11 protein-coding genes are annotated in these 15,026 nt (G+C 59.2%); 6 read left to right on the top strand and 5 right to left on the bottom strand.

All coding sequences use genetic code 11. From position 1 onward, the window contains the following. The first annotated feature begins 212 nt into the window (after positions 1-212). From rdgC to sugE, 3 genes are all read left to right on the top strand, one after another. Positions 213-1,133 (top strand): recombination-associated protein RdgC, encoded by a 921-nt coding sequence (rdgC, locus tag D8U18_RS26990; RefSeq protein ID WP_008060875.1) that lies wholly within the window; start codon positions 213-215, stop codon positions 1,131-1,133. Positions 1,134-1,291: 158 nt separating this feature from the next. Continuing rightward, on the top strand, positions 1,292-2,257 hold the full coding sequence (locus D8U18_RS26985) for a bile acid:sodium symporter family protein (protein WP_130931647.1): 966 nt from the start codon (positions 1,292-1,294) through the stop codon (positions 2,255-2,257). Between the two features lie 118 nt (positions 2,258-2,375). Then, complete coding sequence (sugE, locus tag D8U18_RS26980) at positions 2,376-2,690, top strand: quaternary ammonium compound efflux SMR transporter SugE (RefSeq protein ID WP_131109062.1); 315 nt, start codon at positions 2,376-2,378, stop codon at positions 2,688-2,690. A gap of 123 nt (positions 2,691-2,813) precedes the next feature. Here sugE and D8U18_RS26975 read toward each other — a convergent pair whose 3' ends face one another. From D8U18_RS26975 to D8U18_RS26965, 3 genes are all read right to left on the bottom strand, one after another. Continuing rightward, complete coding sequence (locus tag D8U18_RS26975) at positions 2,814-4,688, bottom strand: MFS transporter (RefSeq protein ID WP_056852918.1); 1,875 nt, start codon at positions 4,686-4,688, stop codon at positions 2,814-2,816. A 96-nt stretch (positions 4,689-4,784) separates the two neighbouring features. Further along, a complete protein-coding gene (locus tag D8U18_RS26970; protein WP_130908446.1) occupies positions 4,785-5,936 on the bottom strand; it encodes a TDT family transporter in 1,152 nt (383 codons plus the stop codon). Positions 5,937-6,054: 118 nt separating this feature from the next. Then, complete coding sequence (locus tag D8U18_RS26965; protein ID WP_131109060.1) at positions 6,055-7,251, bottom strand: MFS transporter; 1,197 nt, start codon at positions 7,249-7,251, stop codon at positions 6,055-6,057. Positions 7,252-7,402: 151 nt separating this feature from the next. On the opposite strand from D8U18_RS26965, the gene D8U18_RS26960 reads away from it, so the two are divergent. Further along, the gene (locus D8U18_RS26960) at positions 7,403-7,939 is read left to right on the top strand and encodes a TetR/AcrR family transcriptional regulator (protein WP_131109059.1); all 537 of its coding nucleotides are present in this window, start codon (positions 7,403-7,405) and stop codon (positions 7,937-7,939) included. A 135-nt stretch (positions 7,940-8,074) separates the two neighbouring features. Next, entirely contained in the window at positions 8,075-11,545 is a 3,471-nt protein-coding gene (locus D8U18_RS26955) for a PAS domain-containing hybrid sensor histidine kinase/response regulator (RefSeq protein ID WP_056852922.1), read from the top strand. A gap of 15 nt (positions 11,546-11,560) precedes the next feature. Here D8U18_RS26955 and rmuC read toward each other — a convergent pair whose 3' ends face one another. Together rmuC and D8U18_RS26945 are read right to left on the bottom strand one after the other, a co-directional pair. Then, complete coding sequence (gene rmuC, locus D8U18_RS26950; protein WP_177434392.1) at positions 11,561-12,904, bottom strand: DNA recombination protein RmuC; 1,344 nt, start codon at positions 12,902-12,904, stop codon at positions 11,561-11,563. Between the two features lie 196 nt (positions 12,905-13,100). Then, on the bottom strand, positions 13,101-13,424 hold the full coding sequence (locus tag D8U18_RS26945) for a hypothetical protein (protein ID WP_082557531.1): 324 nt from the start codon (positions 13,422-13,424) through the stop codon (positions 13,101-13,103). Between the two features lie 985 nt (positions 13,425-14,409). On the opposite strand from D8U18_RS26945, the gene D8U18_RS26935 reads away from it, so the two are divergent. Then, positions 14,410-14,634, top strand: a complete 225-nt coding sequence (locus D8U18_RS26935; RefSeq protein WP_003204606.1) for a hypothetical protein — start codon at positions 14,410-14,412, stop codon at positions 14,632-14,634. Positions 14,635-15,026 lie beyond the last annotated feature (392 nt).

The raw sequence follows: 15,026 nt of genomic DNA, 5'->3' as shown, positions 1-15,026 counted from the left end.
CCGCCGACATTCTGCTTGTAAGGCAGACGCTCTCCCAGCTGAGCTAATCACCCTTCGCTTCGGTGTGGCGCGCATTCTACGGAGCGACCCTACCTCTGGCAAGCACTTTTTTAATTAATTTTCTGATGCCTTCCAAAGGCTTAGAGAAGGGTTGGCCTATGGCACACGGAGGACAATAATGCCCGCCTTTGTATAAAGGAGAGACTCACCCCATGTGGTTCAAAAACCTGCTTATCTATCGCCTGACCCAAGATCTGCCTGTTGATGCCGAGGCGTTGGAAACTGCACTGGCCACCAAACTGGCGCGCCCATGTGCAAGCCAGGAGTTGACCACCTACGGTTTCGTCGCCCCGTTCGGCAAGGGCGAGGATGCGCCGCTGGTACATGTCAGCGGAGATTTCCTGCTGATCAGCGCGCGCAAGGAAGAACGTATTCTGCCTGGCAGCGTCGTGCGGGACGCGGTAAAGGAAAAGGTCGAAGAGATCGAAGCCGAGCAAATGCGCAAGGTCTATAAGAAAGAACGCGACCAGATCAAGGATGAAATCATCCAGGCCTTCTTGCCTCGTGCCTTTATTCGCCGCTCCTCGACCTTCGCTGCCATCGCGCCGAAACAAGGCTTGATCCTCGTCAATTCGGCCAGCCCGAAACGGGCCGAAGACCTGCTGTCGACCCTGCGCGAAGTGATCGGCACCCTGCCAGTGCGCCCGTTGACGGTGAAGATGTCGCCGACCGCGACCATGACCGAATGGGTCACCACGCAGAAAGCCGCCGACGATTTCTTTGTGCTGGACGAGTGCGAGCTACGCGATACCCACGAAGACGGCGGCATTGTGCGCTGCAAGCGTCAGGACCTGACCAGCGAAGAAATCCAGCTGCACCTGAGCACCGGCAAAGTGGTCACTCAGCTGTCGCTGGCCTGGCAGGACAAGCTGTCCTTCGTGCTCGACGACAAGATGGTGGTCAAGCGCCTGAAATTTGAAGACTTGCTGCAAGACCAGGCAGAACAGGACGGCGGCGACGAAGCCCTCGGCCAACTGGATGCCAGCTTCACCCTGATGATGCTGACCTTCGGCGATTTCCTGCCGGCGCTGGTTGAAGCGTTGGGCGGCGAAGAGACTCCGCAGGGGATCTGACTTCTTTCCCAGATAATCGGCACTCAAAAAGATCGCAGCCTTCGGCGGCGCCTACGGAAAACTTTTTCCTGAGGCGACGCTGGTGCAGGCTGCGATCTTTTTTTGCAAGCAGCGTATGCTTAGCTCCCTAACGCCTTTCTCATAATAAGGATCAGGCCATGCGCGCACTGGCTGCATTGAGTCGTTTTGTCGGCAACACTTTCGCTTACTGGGTACTGATTTTCGCTGTTGTGGCATTTCTGCAACCAGCATGGTTCATCAGCCTCAAGGTGGCCATCGTGCCGCTGTTGGGACTGGTGATGTTCGGCATGGGCCTGACCCTCAAACTCGAAGACTTCGCCGAAGTCGCACGCCATCCATGGCGCGTGGCCCTCGGCGTGGTTGCGCATTTCGTGATCATGCCCGGTGTGGCGTGGTTGCTCTGCCAGGCATTCCATCTGCCGCCGGAAATCGCCGTCGGCGTTATCCTGGTCGGCTGCTGCCCTAGCGGCACCTCTTCAAACGTCATGACCTGGCTGGCCCGTGGCGATCTCGCACTGTCGGTGGCCATCGCTGCGGTTACCACCCTGCTCGCCCCGCTGCTGACGCCAGCGCTGATCTGGTTGCTGGCTTCGGCCTGGCTGCCGGTTTCGTTCATGGAGTTGTTCTGGTCGATTCTGCAAGTGGTGCTGCTGCCGATCGTATTAGGCGTGGTTGCCCAGCGCTTGCTCGGGGACAAGGTTCGTCACGCCGTGGACGTGTTGCCGCTGGTCTCGGTGGTGAGCATCGTGATTATCGTCACTGCCGTCGTCGCCGCCAGCCAGGCGAAAATCGCCGAATCCGGCCTGCTGATCATGGCGGTGGTCATGCTGCACAATAGCTTCGGTTACCTGCTGGGTTACTTCACCGGACGCGTATTCAAGCTGCCATTGGCCCAGCGTAAATCCCTGGCACTGGAAGTCGGCATGCAAAATTCCGGGTTGGGTGCCGCGCTGGCCAGTGCACACTTCTCGCCGCTGGCGGCAGTGCCGAGTGCGTTGTTCAGTGTGTGGCACAACATTTCCGGCGCGCTGCTTTCGACGTATTTCCGCCGCATGAGCGAGAAGCAAGACCGGAAAGTCGCGGGTCAGCAAGCCACCGACTGATCCGGCAACTTGATCCCCGGATTAATGCTGGGCACTATATTGCGCACCGGGAGGACGACCTCGCGGCTCGATCGAGTCATCAATCTGGGGACGACCCCGTCAATCGATGAGGTCTTACATGTCCTGGATCATTCTGTTTTTCGCCGGCCTGTTTGAAGTCGGCTGGGCTGTGGGCCTGAAGTACACGGACGGTTTCAGCCGACCACTCCCCAGTGCCCTCACCCTCGCGGCCATGGCGATCAGCCTTGGTTTGCTGGGCCTTGCCATGAAGGAATTGCCGCTGGGTACGGCCTATGCAGTCTGGACTGGCGTAGGCGCCGTCGGTACGGTGATTGCCGGGATCATCCTGTTCGGTGAGTCGATGGCCTTGTTCAGGCTGGCCAGTGTGACGTTGATTATTGCCGGGTTGGTTGGGCTCAAGGTCAGCGCTTAGGCCACTACCGCCATCGCGGGCAAGCCAGCTCTCACAGGATTTACGTTGTGCCACCTATTTGGAGCACACCATCAATTCCTGTGGGAGTAGGCTTGCCCGCGATGGGGCCAGTACAGTCACCAACTACCTGACGGTCCCGCGCAAGTCCCCAACCAAAGCCTGTAGTTTGGCAGGCTCGGCCACCTCAACCGCCACCGCCGGCCCCGCCACCAGTGTCACCCGCGACCACAGCCGACGAAACAATCCCTTGCCCGGATCGCGGCTGAAGAAACTTCCCCACAACCCCTGCAAAGCCAACGGAATCACTGGCACTGGCGTCTCCTCGAGAATCCGCGTCAGTCCACCCTTGAACTCATTGATCTCGCCGTCCGCCGTCAGCTTGCCTTCGGGGAAGATGCACACCAGCTCACCTTCCTTCAGATACCGGGCAATGCGCGTGAAGGCCTGTTCGTAGATCTGGATATCTTCCTGACGTCCGGCAATCGGAATCGTCCCCGCCGTACGGAAGATAAAGTTCAGCACCGGCAGGTTGTAGATTTTGTAGTACATGACAAAGCGAATCGGCCGACGCACTGCACCGCCGATCAACAAGGCATCGACGAACGACACGTGGTTGCACACCAACAGCGCAGCACCTTCATCGGGAATCCGTTCGAGATTGCGGTGCTCCACCCGGTACATGGAATGGCTGAGCAGCCAGATCATGAAGCGCATGGTGAATTCGGGAACAATCTTGAAGATGTAGGCGTTGACGCCAATATTGAGCAGCGACACCACCAGGAACAATTGCGGAATCGACAGCTTGGCCAGGCTCAGCAGGATGATCGAAACGATCGCCGATACCACCATGAACAACGCGTTGAGAATGTTGTTGGCGGCAATCACCCGCGCCCGCTCGTTCTCGGCGGTGCGTGACTGAATCAGCGCGTACAGCGGCACGATGTAGAAACCACCGAAGACGCCGAGGCCGAGGATGTCGAGCAACACCAGCCAGGTGTGGCCAAAGCCGAGAATGTCGATCCAGCCATGGCCCGCAACGCTGTCGGGAATCCCCCCGGAATGCCACCACAGCAGCAAGCCGAACACGGTCAGGCCAAACGAACCGAACGGCACCAGGCCGATTTCGACTTTACGCCCGGAGAGCTTTTCGCAGAGCATCGAACCAACGGCGATACCGACCGAGAACACCGTCAATATCAGCGTTACAACGGTCTCGTCACCGTGCATCCATTCCTTGGCATAGGCGGGGATTTGCGTCAGGTAAATCGCCCCGACGAACCAGAACCACGAGTTGCCGACAATCGAACGCGACACCGCCGGGGTTTGCCCCAGGCCCAGTTTCAACGTGGCCCAGGACTGGCTGAAGATGTTCCAGTTCAGGCGCATTTCCGGGGTCGCCGCTGCAGCCCGCGGGATACCGCGGCTGGCCAGGTAACCGAGCACGGCAATGCCGATGATCGCCGTCGAAACGACCGGGGCGTAATGACTGGAAGACATCATGATCCCGGCGCCGATGGTCCCGGCAAGGATCGCCAGGAACGTGCCCATTTCCACCAGGCCGTTGCCACCGACCAGTTCATCTTCGCGAAGGGCTTGCGGCAGGATCGAATACTTCACCGGCCCGAACAGCGCCGAGTGCGTGCCCATGGCGAACAGCGCCACGAGCATCAGCCACAGGTGATCGAACATGAAACCGATCGCACCCACCGCCATGATGGCGATTTCCCCGAGCTTGATCAGACGGATCAACGCGTCCTTGGCGAATTTTTCCCCGAACTGCCCGGCCAGCGCCGAGAACAGGAAAAACGGCAGGATGAACAACAGCGCACACAGATTGACCCAAATCGAACGATCACCGTCGATAGTGAGTTTGTACAGGATGGCGAGGATCAGCGACTGCTTGAAGATGTTGTCGTTGAACGCCCCCAGGGACTGGGTCACGAAGAACGGCAGGAATCGACGTGTGCGCAGCAAGGTGAACTGTGAGGGGTGACTCATCTTCCATGTTTCCCTGAGGTTGGGTAAAAGTGGCCGGGTTTTCTGATTGGATTGTCGAACCTCGATCCAGGCCACACATTACCTAAACTTCGCAGGTTATTTCTTTAATCCTGCAATGCATGGCGAGACGAACAGCTCCCCTCTCCAGGCGCCCTGTACAGTGCGCGTGCCTACGATCAGCCACATCACCGCCAACAACGCCACCAGAGCACAACCAGACACACTGAAAAACATCAGGTGCAGGGTGCTGGCCAACTTCAGCGTTGCCAAAGAGTAGACCCCCAACGGAAAGGTGAAGCCCCACCAGCCGAGATTGAAAGGAATGCCGGCACGCAGATAACGCAGGGTGATCAGGATCGCTATCAGCATCCACCACAAGCCGAAGCCCCACAACGTGATGCCTGCGACCAGGCCCAGGCCGGCGGCAATCTCGCCGCTACCCGCCATACCGTTGGTGGCGAAAATCGCTGGCGCATCCGCGCCCAGCAGCAACATGCCCAGCGCGCCGGTGCCGATCGGCCCCAATGCCAGCCAACTGGAGGCGGCCATGTTCTCGTGGGGTAACTTGTGCAGGGCCATGCGCAGCAGAAGAATCGTCAGAATGCTGAACGCCACCGGCAAGGAAAACGCCCAGAGCACATAGCTTGTCACCAGCACCACCAGTTGCGAATGAGCGTCGGCCAGGTGCGGCGCCAGCAAACCACCGCTGACGGCGGCCACTTCCGCCGCCACCACCGGCAGCAACCAGACAGCGGTCATTTGGTCGATGCGGTGTTCCTGGCGGGTGAACATCATGTAGGGAATCAGCACCCCACACGCCAGCGACATCGCGACATCCAGCCACCACAACACCTCGGCCAGTGCGATCACGCCTTCGCCCCAACGTGGCAAACCGAACAGCAGAAAGCCGTTGATGATGGTCGCCAGCCCCATGGGAATCGTGCCGAAAAACATCGAAACCGTGGAATGTCCGAAAATCCGGCGAGCCTCGTCGAAAAACAAAACCCAGCGCGCGGCATAAAGGCCCGTGAACAATACAAACAACAGAATATTGAACAGCCAAAGACCTTCGGCGATTGCGTGCAGCGCGGGATTGGCGCCCGGCAATTGTGCCAGCGCCAAAGCCAATACACCGGTGCCCATGGTGGCGGCAAACCAGTTGGGGGTGAACTGGCGAATGACTTCCATTGGATGTTGCAGATGACGAAACGGCTTGATACCGGGTTTGGCGATGTGGGTGCAGGTCATGATGAACTCCTGTCCTCTGGTGAGGTGGAGTTCATCATAGAGCCAGATGGAATATCGATATAACGGGTAATATCTCTAACTGTTATCTATTTTGCAGATGTACACCTCCTACAGGAGATTACGCACGACCTGAAGCATTGCTGATGCTGGCGTTACGTTGGCGCATCAATGAAAACAAAGCGCTCAGCGACAGGACGATCAATGCAACACCATAGCCATCAGTGGTTCTGACCAGACCAAAACCGTGCGTAAGGTTGCCGGCCAGCAACGATGGCAGGCAGAACGCCAGATAGCTGAGCACGTAGTACGCCGACATCAACCCCGCCCGCTCATGGGGCAAGGCCAGCGGCACCAGACTGCGCACGGCCCCCAGAAACCCGGAACCAAAGCCACACCCGGCGATGAGCGTGCCCACGAAAAACAACGTCAGGCTGGAACCGTGTACACCCAGCAGAATCAACACGATACCCATCGGCAGCAGGCTGGCTCCCAATTGCAGCGACCTGGCGGCCGGGCGATTGCGCAAGGCGTAGATCATCAGCGCGCCCGTCAGTGTCAGAGCGGCGACGGTCGCGCCGCCGATCAAGTTTGATGTTGAGCCGGTGGCCGTGCGTACCAGCGAGGGTGCCAGTGAGGCGTAGAAACCACCGAGCGCCCAGGTCGCGGTGTTGAGCGGCAACACCCGCCACATTGTCGGACGCGCCTGGAAGGGCACATGCAGCGTGGGACGTAATGAAACCCAGGCGCCGGGCTGTCGCGAAACGCTTTCCGGCAAGCGCCAGACGTACACCGCCTGCATCGCAAACAAGACCAACAGCAGCCAATAGGTCAAGTGCAGCGGTGCCGGCGCAAACTGCGCCAGCAAACCGCAGCCCAACCCGCCCATGGCCATGCCGATCAAGGGTGCCACGCTGTTGATCAGCGGCCCATGCTGGCGGTCCGTATCAAGTAGCGTTGCACTCAGCACCGCAGTCGCCATCCCGGTGGCAAAGCCTTGCAGGACGCGGGCACTGATCAGCCAGGTAACACTGTCGGCATGAATAAACATCAACATCGCCAGGATGTTCAGTAGCACCGCGGTGAAGATCACCGGTTTGCGGCCCAGGTAATCCGAGAGCGAACCGACCGTCAGCAGCGCCGCCAGCAAACTGAGGGCATACACGCCGAAAATCAGGGTCAGCACCGCAGCCGAGAACTGCATTTGCTCCTGATACAAGTAATACAACGGTGTCGGCGCGGTGGATGCCGCCAGAAAACTGAGCAAGGTGATTGCCAGGAACCACAGGCTGGACCGGTTCGAACGAGTATTGGACATGCGCACACTCCGCAAAAGCTAATTTTTTGCTTTTGCGGAGTGTGCTACCGGGTTGCGCTTAAAGCAAATTCTTTGTGTTAAGGTCCGATGCATGGCTTTTTAGAAACGGCGCTGCCTTGAAAAGACTCCGCCGCGAAACAGGAAACACATCATGAGTACGCCCGCTTTACGTCCCGGTGGCCGCAGCGCCCGGGTACAGGAATCGATTCATAACGCCGTGCGCGAGCTTCTTGAAGAACAGGACCGCGCCACCCTCACCGTGCCGCAAATTGCTGCTCGCGCAGGGGTCACGCCGTCGACCATCTACCGGCGGTGGGGAGAATTGTCGGTGCTGCTCGCGGACGTCGCCCTTGCGCGCATGCAACCGGAAACCGAGTCGGTCAACACCGGCAGCCTGGCGGGTGATGTGCGCGCCTGGGCGGAACAGTATCTGGACGAGATGAGCTCAGCCCCCGGCCGCAACATGCTGCGCGACGTGCAGTCGAGCCTCAAGCCGAGCTACTGCGCAACGATCATTGGCGGGCAATTGCAGGTCATTCTGGATCGCTACCCGGATGAACCACAGCCCGGTGTCGACCGGCTGATCAACATGATCGCGGCGCCCATCGTGTTCCGCATCCTGTTTTCCGAAGCGCCGCTGGAGGTAGAGGAGTTGCATCGATTGATCGAGATTGCACTGACTCAGTGACGACCCTATCGAGAGCAGCCCCCTGCGACAGCCCGCCACGCCACGACCTTGGTCGACACTGACTAACCCCTGCCATCGTGCGAGACTGTCTGTCCGGGCGGGAGGCCCGGGTGTCTTTGGTTGCCGGGAGTTCCCATGTCGCTGTCCAGCGGGCTGATCGCCGCCGTCGCCCTGGCCTATATGGCCATCATGTTCGCCATCGCCTTTTACGGTGACCGTCGCAGCGCGCCGTTGCCGCCGCGGGTGCGTGCCTGGGTGTACAGCCTGTCACTGGCCGTCTACTGCACCAGCTGGACGTTCTTCGGTGCCGTTGGCCAGGCCGCCGAACAGCTGTGGTCGTTCCTGCCGATCTACCTTGGACCGATCCTGCTGTTGATCGGGGCGCCGTGGGTCCTGCAAAAAATGGTGATGATCAGCAAGCAGGAGAACATCACTTCGATTGCCGACTTCATTGCCGCACGCTATGGCAAATCCCAGTCGCTGGCGGTGGTGGTGGCGCTGATCTGCCTGGTCGGCGTGCTGCCCTACATTGCCTTGCAGCTCAAGGGCATCGTGCTCGGCGTGAATCTGCTGATCGGTGCGGGCGCCGACGCCATGGGCGTTCGCGCACAGGACACCGCGCTGGTGGTGTCGCTGGTGCTGGCGCTGTTCACCATTGTTTTCGGTACGCGCAACCTCGATGCCACTGAACACCACCGTGGCATGGTGCTGGCGATTGCGTTCGAGTCACTGGTTAAGCTGTTCGCCTTTCTGGCGGTCGGCGCGTTCGTGACCTTCGGTTTGTACGACGGTTTCGATGACCTGTTCAATCAAGCCATGCTCGCCCCACGCCTGGAGCAATACTGGAAAGAAACCATCAACTGGCCGTCGATGGTGGTGCAAACCGGCGTGGCGATGATGGCGATCATCTGCCTGCCGCGACAATTCCATGTGACCGTCGTCGAAAACATCGACCCGCAAGACCTGCGTCTGGCGAAGTGGGTGTTTCCGGCCTATCTCGCTTTGGCAGCATTGTTTGTCGTACCCATCGCCCTGGCCGGCCAGATGATGTTGCCGAGCTCGGTGTTGCCGGACTCTTTCGTCATCAGTCTGCCGCTAGCCCAGGCTCATCCTGCCCTCGCGTTGCTGGCGTTCATCGGCGGTGCGTCGGCGGCCACCGGCATGGTGATCGTGGCCAGCGTCGCACTGTCGACCATGGTTTCCAACGACATGCTTTTGCCATGGCTGCTGCGCCGCAACAACGCCGAGCGTCCATTCGAAGTGTTCCGCCAGTGGATGCTCTCGGTGCGCCGCGTGAGCATCGTGGTCATTCTGCTGCTGGCCTACGTGAGCTATCGGCTGCTGGGCTCGACCGCCAGCCTGGCAACCATCGGCCAGATCGCTTTCGCCGCGGTCACGCAACTGGCACCGGCGATGCTCGGCGCGCTGTACTGGAAACAGGCCAACCGCCGTGGTGTGTTTGCCGGTCTCGCCGCCGGCACCTTCCTGTGGTTTTACACGCTGATCCTGCCGATCGCCGCCCATAGCCTCGGCATGTCCCTGAACAGTTTCCCGGGCCTGGCCTGGCTGCACGGCAATCCGCTGAACCTGCCGATCACCCCGCTGACCCAAGGCGTGGTGCTGTCTCTGGCGGGTAACTTCACCCTGTTTGCCTGGGTCTCGGTGCTGTCGCGCACCCGCGTGTCGGAACACTGGCAGGCTGGCCGTTTCATCGGCCAGGAAATCAGCGCCCGCCCCAGCGCGCGCTCAATGCTTGCGGTACAGATCGACGACTTGCTGCAATTGGCCGCCCGCTTTGTCGGCGAAGAACGCGCCCGCCAGAGCTTCATCCGCTTTGCCTATCGCCAGGGCAAAGGCTTCAACCCGAACCAGAATGCCGACGGTGAATGGATCGCCCATACCGAACGCCTGCTCGCCGGCGTACTGGGCGCCTCGTCGACGCGGGCGGTGGTAAAGGCGGCCATCGAAGGTCGGGAGATGCAACTGGAGGACGTCGTGCGGATCGCCGATGAAGCCTCGGAAGTCCTGCAATTCAACCGTGCGCTGCTGCAAGGCGCCATCGAGAACATTACCCAAGGCATCAGCGTGGTCGACCAGTCACTGAAACTGGTGGCCTGGAACCGGCGCTATCTGGAGCTGTTCAACTACCCGGACGGTTTGATCAGCGTGGGTCGCCCCATCGCCGACATCATCCGCTACAACGCCGAACGGGGACTGTGCGGCCCCGGCGAAGCCGAAGTACACGTCGCCCGGCGCCTGCACTGGATGCGCCAGGGGCGTGCGCATACGTCGGAGCGATTGTTCCCCAACGGGCGGGTGATCGAACTGATCGGCAACCCGATGCCGGGTGGTGGTTTTGTCATGAGTTTCACCGACATCACCCCATTCCGCGAGGCCGAGCAGGCGCTGACCGAAGCCAACGAGAGCCTGGAACAGCGGGTAGCTGAGCGTACCCGTGAGCTCTCACAACTCAACGTCGCGCTGACCGAAGCCAAGGGGACCGCCGAGGCGGCCAACCAATCGAAGACCAGGTTCCTGGCAGCGGTCAGCCATGATTTGATGCAGCCACTGAACGCTGCGCGGCTGTTTTCCGCGGCCTTGACTCATCAGCACGACGGATTGCCCGGTGAGGCGCAAAAACTGATCCAGCACCTGGATAGCTCGCTGCGTTCTGCCGAAGACTTGATCAGCGATCTGCTGGACATTTCCCGCCTGGAAAACGGCAAGATCAACCCTGATCCCAAGCCATTTGCCCTCAGTGAGTTGTTCGACACCCTTGGCGCCGAATTCAAGGCGTTGGCTCGTGAGCAAGGCCTGCAATTCCGTGTCCGGGGCAGCAAGTTGCGCATCGACAGCGACATCAAACTGCTGCGCCGAATCCTGCAGAATTTCCTCACCAACGCCTTCCGCTACGCCAAAGGCCCCGTGTTGCTTGGGGTTCGTCGCCGCAAAGGCGAGCTATGCCTGGAAGTCTGGGACCGCGGACCGGGTATTCCGGCAGACAAGCAGCAAGTGATTTTCGAAGAATTCAAACGTCTCGACAGCCATCAGACACGGGCGGAAAAAGGCCTGGGGTTGGGCCTGGCGATTGCCGATGGTCTGTGCCGCGTGCTGGGTCACACCTTGCTTGTACGCTCTTGGCCAGGACGCGGCAGCGTATTCAGCGTCCGAGTACCGCTGGCCCGAGCGCAAACGGCGCTGCCCGCCAAGGCTGTCGAACTCAATGGCAAGTTGCTCAATGGCGGCCAGGTGCTGTGCATCGACAATGAGGACAGCATTCTGATCGGCATGAACAGCTTGCTCACGCGCTGGGGTTGCCAGGTCTGGACCGCACGCAACCGCGAAGAGTGCATGACCCTGCTCGCTGAGGGGATGCGACCACAATTGGCGTTGGTCGATTACCACCTGGATGACGGCGAGACCGGAACCGAATTGATGGCGTGGTTGCGAACTCGACTCGGTGAGCCTGTGCCGGGCGTGGTGATCAGCGCCGACGGGCGGCCAGAGACCATCGCTCAGGTACATGCGGCCGGACTGGATTACCTGACCAAGCCGGTCAAACCCGCGGCGTTGCGGGCGTTGTTGAGCCGGCATTTGCCGTTGTAGCGCCAGCGAAAACCCTTATTCCGGCAACTCGACCAAGCCATCGACATCGGTCATCGCCCGCTCCAGCAAATCTGCGGGCAAACTCTTGCTTGCCCTGGCCCCGAGCAACTTCAGTTGCTCGCTGCGACTGACCAGATTGCCGCGCCCTTCGGTCAACTTGTTACGCGCCGAGCTGTAGGCCTTGTCCAGTTGCTGCAGGCGATTGCCCACCTCGTCCAGGTCCTGGATAAACAACACAAACTTGTCGTACAGCCACCCGGCCCGCTCGGCGATTTCCCGGGCGTTCTGGCTTTGTCGTTCCTGCTTCCACAGGCTGTCGATAACCCGCAGTGTCGCGAGCAACGTGGTTGGGCTGACGATCACGATGTTGCGGTCGAACGCCTCCTGAAAAAGCGTCGGCTCGGCCTGCAATGCCGCGGAAAACGCTGCTTCGATCGGCACGAACAGCAACACGAAATCCAGGCTGTGCAAACCGTCGAGCCGCTTGTAATCCTTGCCGGCCAGGCCTTTGACGTGATTACGCAGAGACAGCACGTGCTGCTTGATGGCGATCTGGCTGATGCCTTCGTCCTCGGCCGCCACGTATTGCTGATAAGCCGTGAGGCTGACTTTGGAGTCGACCACCACCTGCTTGTCGCCGGGCAAATAGATGATCACGTCGGGCTGGAAACGCTCGCCGTCCGGCCCCTTGAGATTGACCTGAGTCTGGTACTCACGGCCTTTTTCCAGGCCGGCATGTTCGAGTACCCGCTCCAGGATCAACTCGCCCCAGTTGCCCTGGGTCTTCTGCCCTTTCAAGGCACGGGTCAGGTTGGTGGCTTCGTCGCTCAGGCGCAGATTAAGCTGTTGCAGGCGTTCCAGTTCCTTGGCCAGGGAGAAGCGCTCGCGCGCCTCGGCCTGATAACTTTCCTCGACACGTTTTTCGAACGATTGAATGCGTTCTTTCAGTGGGTCAAGCAGTTGTCCCAGACGCTGCTGGCTGGTTTCGGCAAAACGCTGTTCACGCTCATCGAAGATTTTCCCCGCCAACTCGGCGAACTGCGCGCGCAACTCGTCTCGGGAGCCCTGCAGGTCGTTGAGGCGTTGTTGATGGCTTTCCTGTTGTTCGCGCAGTTCAGCCTTGAGCGAGGCGGCCTGGGCATCCAGGCGCCGCAACTCGGCTTCCTTGCCGGCGCGCTCGATGTTCCAGGCATGGGCAGCATCCCGGGCGTCATCGCGTTCGATCTGCAACAACTCGACTTCACGGCGCACAGCGGCCAAATCTGCCTGCCTGGCGGCATTGGCCTGCCCCAGATCAGCGATTTCATCGCGACAGGTTTCAAGTTGTGAACTCAAGCCATCCTGCGCCAGTTGGGCCATGGCCAGACGCTCTTCCAGTAACGCGACGTCCGCTTGCGAGTTGCTCGCCCGGCGCTGAAGCTGCCAGGCCAATACCAGCAAAGGCAACGCAGCGCCTGCCAGACCGAGCAAGGCGCTGGTCAAGTCCATAGCCATAGCCATTCCTGCCTTCGAATTAAAGTTTGAAGGTTAACCAAGGCGTCAGGTCTTGGACAGCTCAGTCTTCGATCAGCCCCAGTTCCTGTTGTGCGCGCTGATCACCCGCCCGTGCGGCCTGCCGCAACAGGTCCTGGCCGATCCGGCGGTCCCGGGCGTTCCCGCATTCGCGGCACATCAGTTGGCCCAGGCGGCTTTGCGCGGCCACCACGCCCTCACGGGCAGGTTGTTTGAGCAAACGCCCGGCGATGTGTTTGACATTCGGGTTTTCGCCCAGTCGCGGACTGTCCAGCAACCACTCTGCAACCCGCATCGAAAAACGCTTGGGAGGGGCAACAGTGGATGTTTTGGAGGAAGAGGAATCGGATGGTGTACGAAACTTCATAAAGCACTGTGGGCAGATCGGAAGGCGCGCCACTCTACTCTTTTTTTCTTACAGGTAAAGCTGAAAAAATCCCGGCACGCCCGTCCTAGAGCAAGCGCTCGGGACAATCCACAGAAGCTGTGGATAACTCAGTGGACAACCGCCCTTGAAGAGCCGCAAAGCCCTGTGGAATGGGGCCTGCAGTCAAACTGACGATTTTTTCACCAGTAAAAAAAAGCGATGTTTTTCATTGACTTAAATTTTGGTTACAGGCACCCACTCCTCTCTGGAGCGGGATGACAGTGGCGTTACAGTCTGTGCAACTAATGTGTACAAGTAGCTCGCCGATGGTTATATCGAGGCGTTTTTTCGGCGCGATTTGGCATCGGTCCTGGGGATAAATCGCGGCAAACCCGCATTCCAGGCCGTTTGTCATCCGTCGGATGGTCATGACCATCGGTCGGAATCCGGATCATCCAAGCTCGCTATCAGGGCTCATGTCGGTTTTTTTACGGCTGTTCCAGGACCCCCTGGATATTCCTGTGGCTATCACACTTCCCTTTGCCGATTCAATCCGTTAGTATCCCCGGCGTTAGTACCAAGCTGAAAGTCAATTCTGGTCGAACAAATCCCCCCGGACTGCCTTCCCGATGGAAGCCCAACCGATAAAAGCGGGATCGACCACCTCGATGGTTTCCAGGTAAATCTTGCGTCAACACAGCCTTTGAATCGAAAGCAAAGGGTGTTGCCAGGCTCGCTTACTCTGACCGAACCAACCTGCAAATTGATCAGGATCCTCACCCCGGGCCCAGAACCTTAGCCCTTGATGTGTTGCCTGCCCTCCTAAGTACCTACCTGCCAGCCCAAGCGCGCCAATTTATCAGCGCTTCAAACTGGCTGCTTTGTTCCAGTCAGGTTCTTCGCTCGACCAACGGTGGTCGTCGTCACTGGAACGTTTTAATTTTGCACGGCTCTTATCCGTGTCGCTTGTAGGAACACCATGACTATGTCTACTCAAATCCATGCACAGGATGCCATCCGCACCCTAACCAACGCTTTTGCACCAATGAACTGCCTGATCATGGCCGCTCGCAAAGGCTGCTTCAGTTTTACCCTGGTCAACGAACACGGCATCGCCCGACACAGCGAACGCCTGTACCCCGATCAATACTCCAGCGCTGAACCGCTGCAGGCCGTGATCGAACGTACTCGTCAGGCACTGGTTGCCTGAGACGCCAGCAAGGCTGAAATACCAAAAGCCCCGCTCTCAAAAGCGGGGCTTTTTGTTGCCTGAAATTTCAGTTTGCCCGCAAAGCGGCTAAGCACCAACCGGTATAACGGTTATAACTGGAAGCTGGAAATATTTTAAAAACAGTCCTTTACGCAGCGAATATGACACTACACTTCAACTCAAGCGGCTTGATCCGCTTTCGGCGAGCCTGATTCGATCCATTGCTGCCAAGGCCCTGTTCAGGTATCGCCGTCCAATTCATGGTTTCGAGGGTTTTATGGGTATCGCTGCCAGCGAACTGTGCCGTTATGTGATTCGTCCGACGCTGATCTACCTTGGACGCCATAGCGCAACTGCCGAATCCCTGCTGCTGGGCATTGCCGCCAGTCAGT

Source organism: Pseudomonas sp. Sample_10 (assembly GCF_004321495.1).
In the GTDB taxonomy this organism is placed as follows: Bacteria; Pseudomonadota; Gammaproteobacteria; order Pseudomonadales; family Pseudomonadaceae; genus Aquipseudomonas.
Note: the sequence above shows the minus strand (reverse complement) of the source record. Positions and strands in the feature narration are given on the sequence as shown.

Coding starts and splice junctions, on each gene's coding strand:
- rdgC (WP_008060875.1), top strand. CDS start 213: ATGTGGTTCAAAAACCTGCTTATCTATCGCCTGACCCAAGATCTGCCT.
- D8U18_RS26985 (WP_130931647.1), top strand. CDS start 1,292: ATGCGCGCACTGGCTGCATTGAGTCGTTTTGTCGGCAACACTTTCGCT.
- sugE (WP_131109062.1), top strand. CDS start 2,376: ATGTCCTGGATCATTCTGTTTTTCGCCGGCCTGTTTGAAGTCGGCTGG.
- D8U18_RS26975 (WP_056852918.1), bottom strand. CDS start 4,688: ATGAGTCACCCCTCACAGTTCACCTTGCTGCGCACACGTCGATTCCTG.
- D8U18_RS26970 (WP_130908446.1), bottom strand. CDS start 5,936: ATGACCTGCACCCACATCGCCAAACCCGGTATCAAGCCGTTTCGTCAT.
- D8U18_RS26965 (WP_131109060.1), bottom strand. CDS start 7,251: ATGTCCAATACTCGTTCGAACCGGTCCAGCCTGTGGTTCCTGGCAATC.
- D8U18_RS26960 (WP_131109059.1), top strand. CDS start 7,403: ATGAGTACGCCCGCTTTACGTCCCGGTGGCCGCAGCGCCCGGGTACAG.
- D8U18_RS26955 (WP_056852922.1), top strand. CDS start 8,075: ATGTCGCTGTCCAGCGGGCTGATCGCCGCCGTCGCCCTGGCCTATATG.
- rmuC (WP_177434392.1), bottom strand. CDS start 12,904: ATGGCCCAACTGGCGCAGGATGGCTTGAGTTCACAACTTGAAACCTGT.
- D8U18_RS26945 (WP_082557531.1), bottom strand. CDS start 13,424: ATGAAGTTTCGTACACCATCCGATTCCTCTTCCTCCAAAACATCCACT.
- D8U18_RS26935 (WP_003204606.1), top strand. CDS start 14,410: ATGTCTACTCAAATCCATGCACAGGATGCCATCCGCACCCTAACCAAC.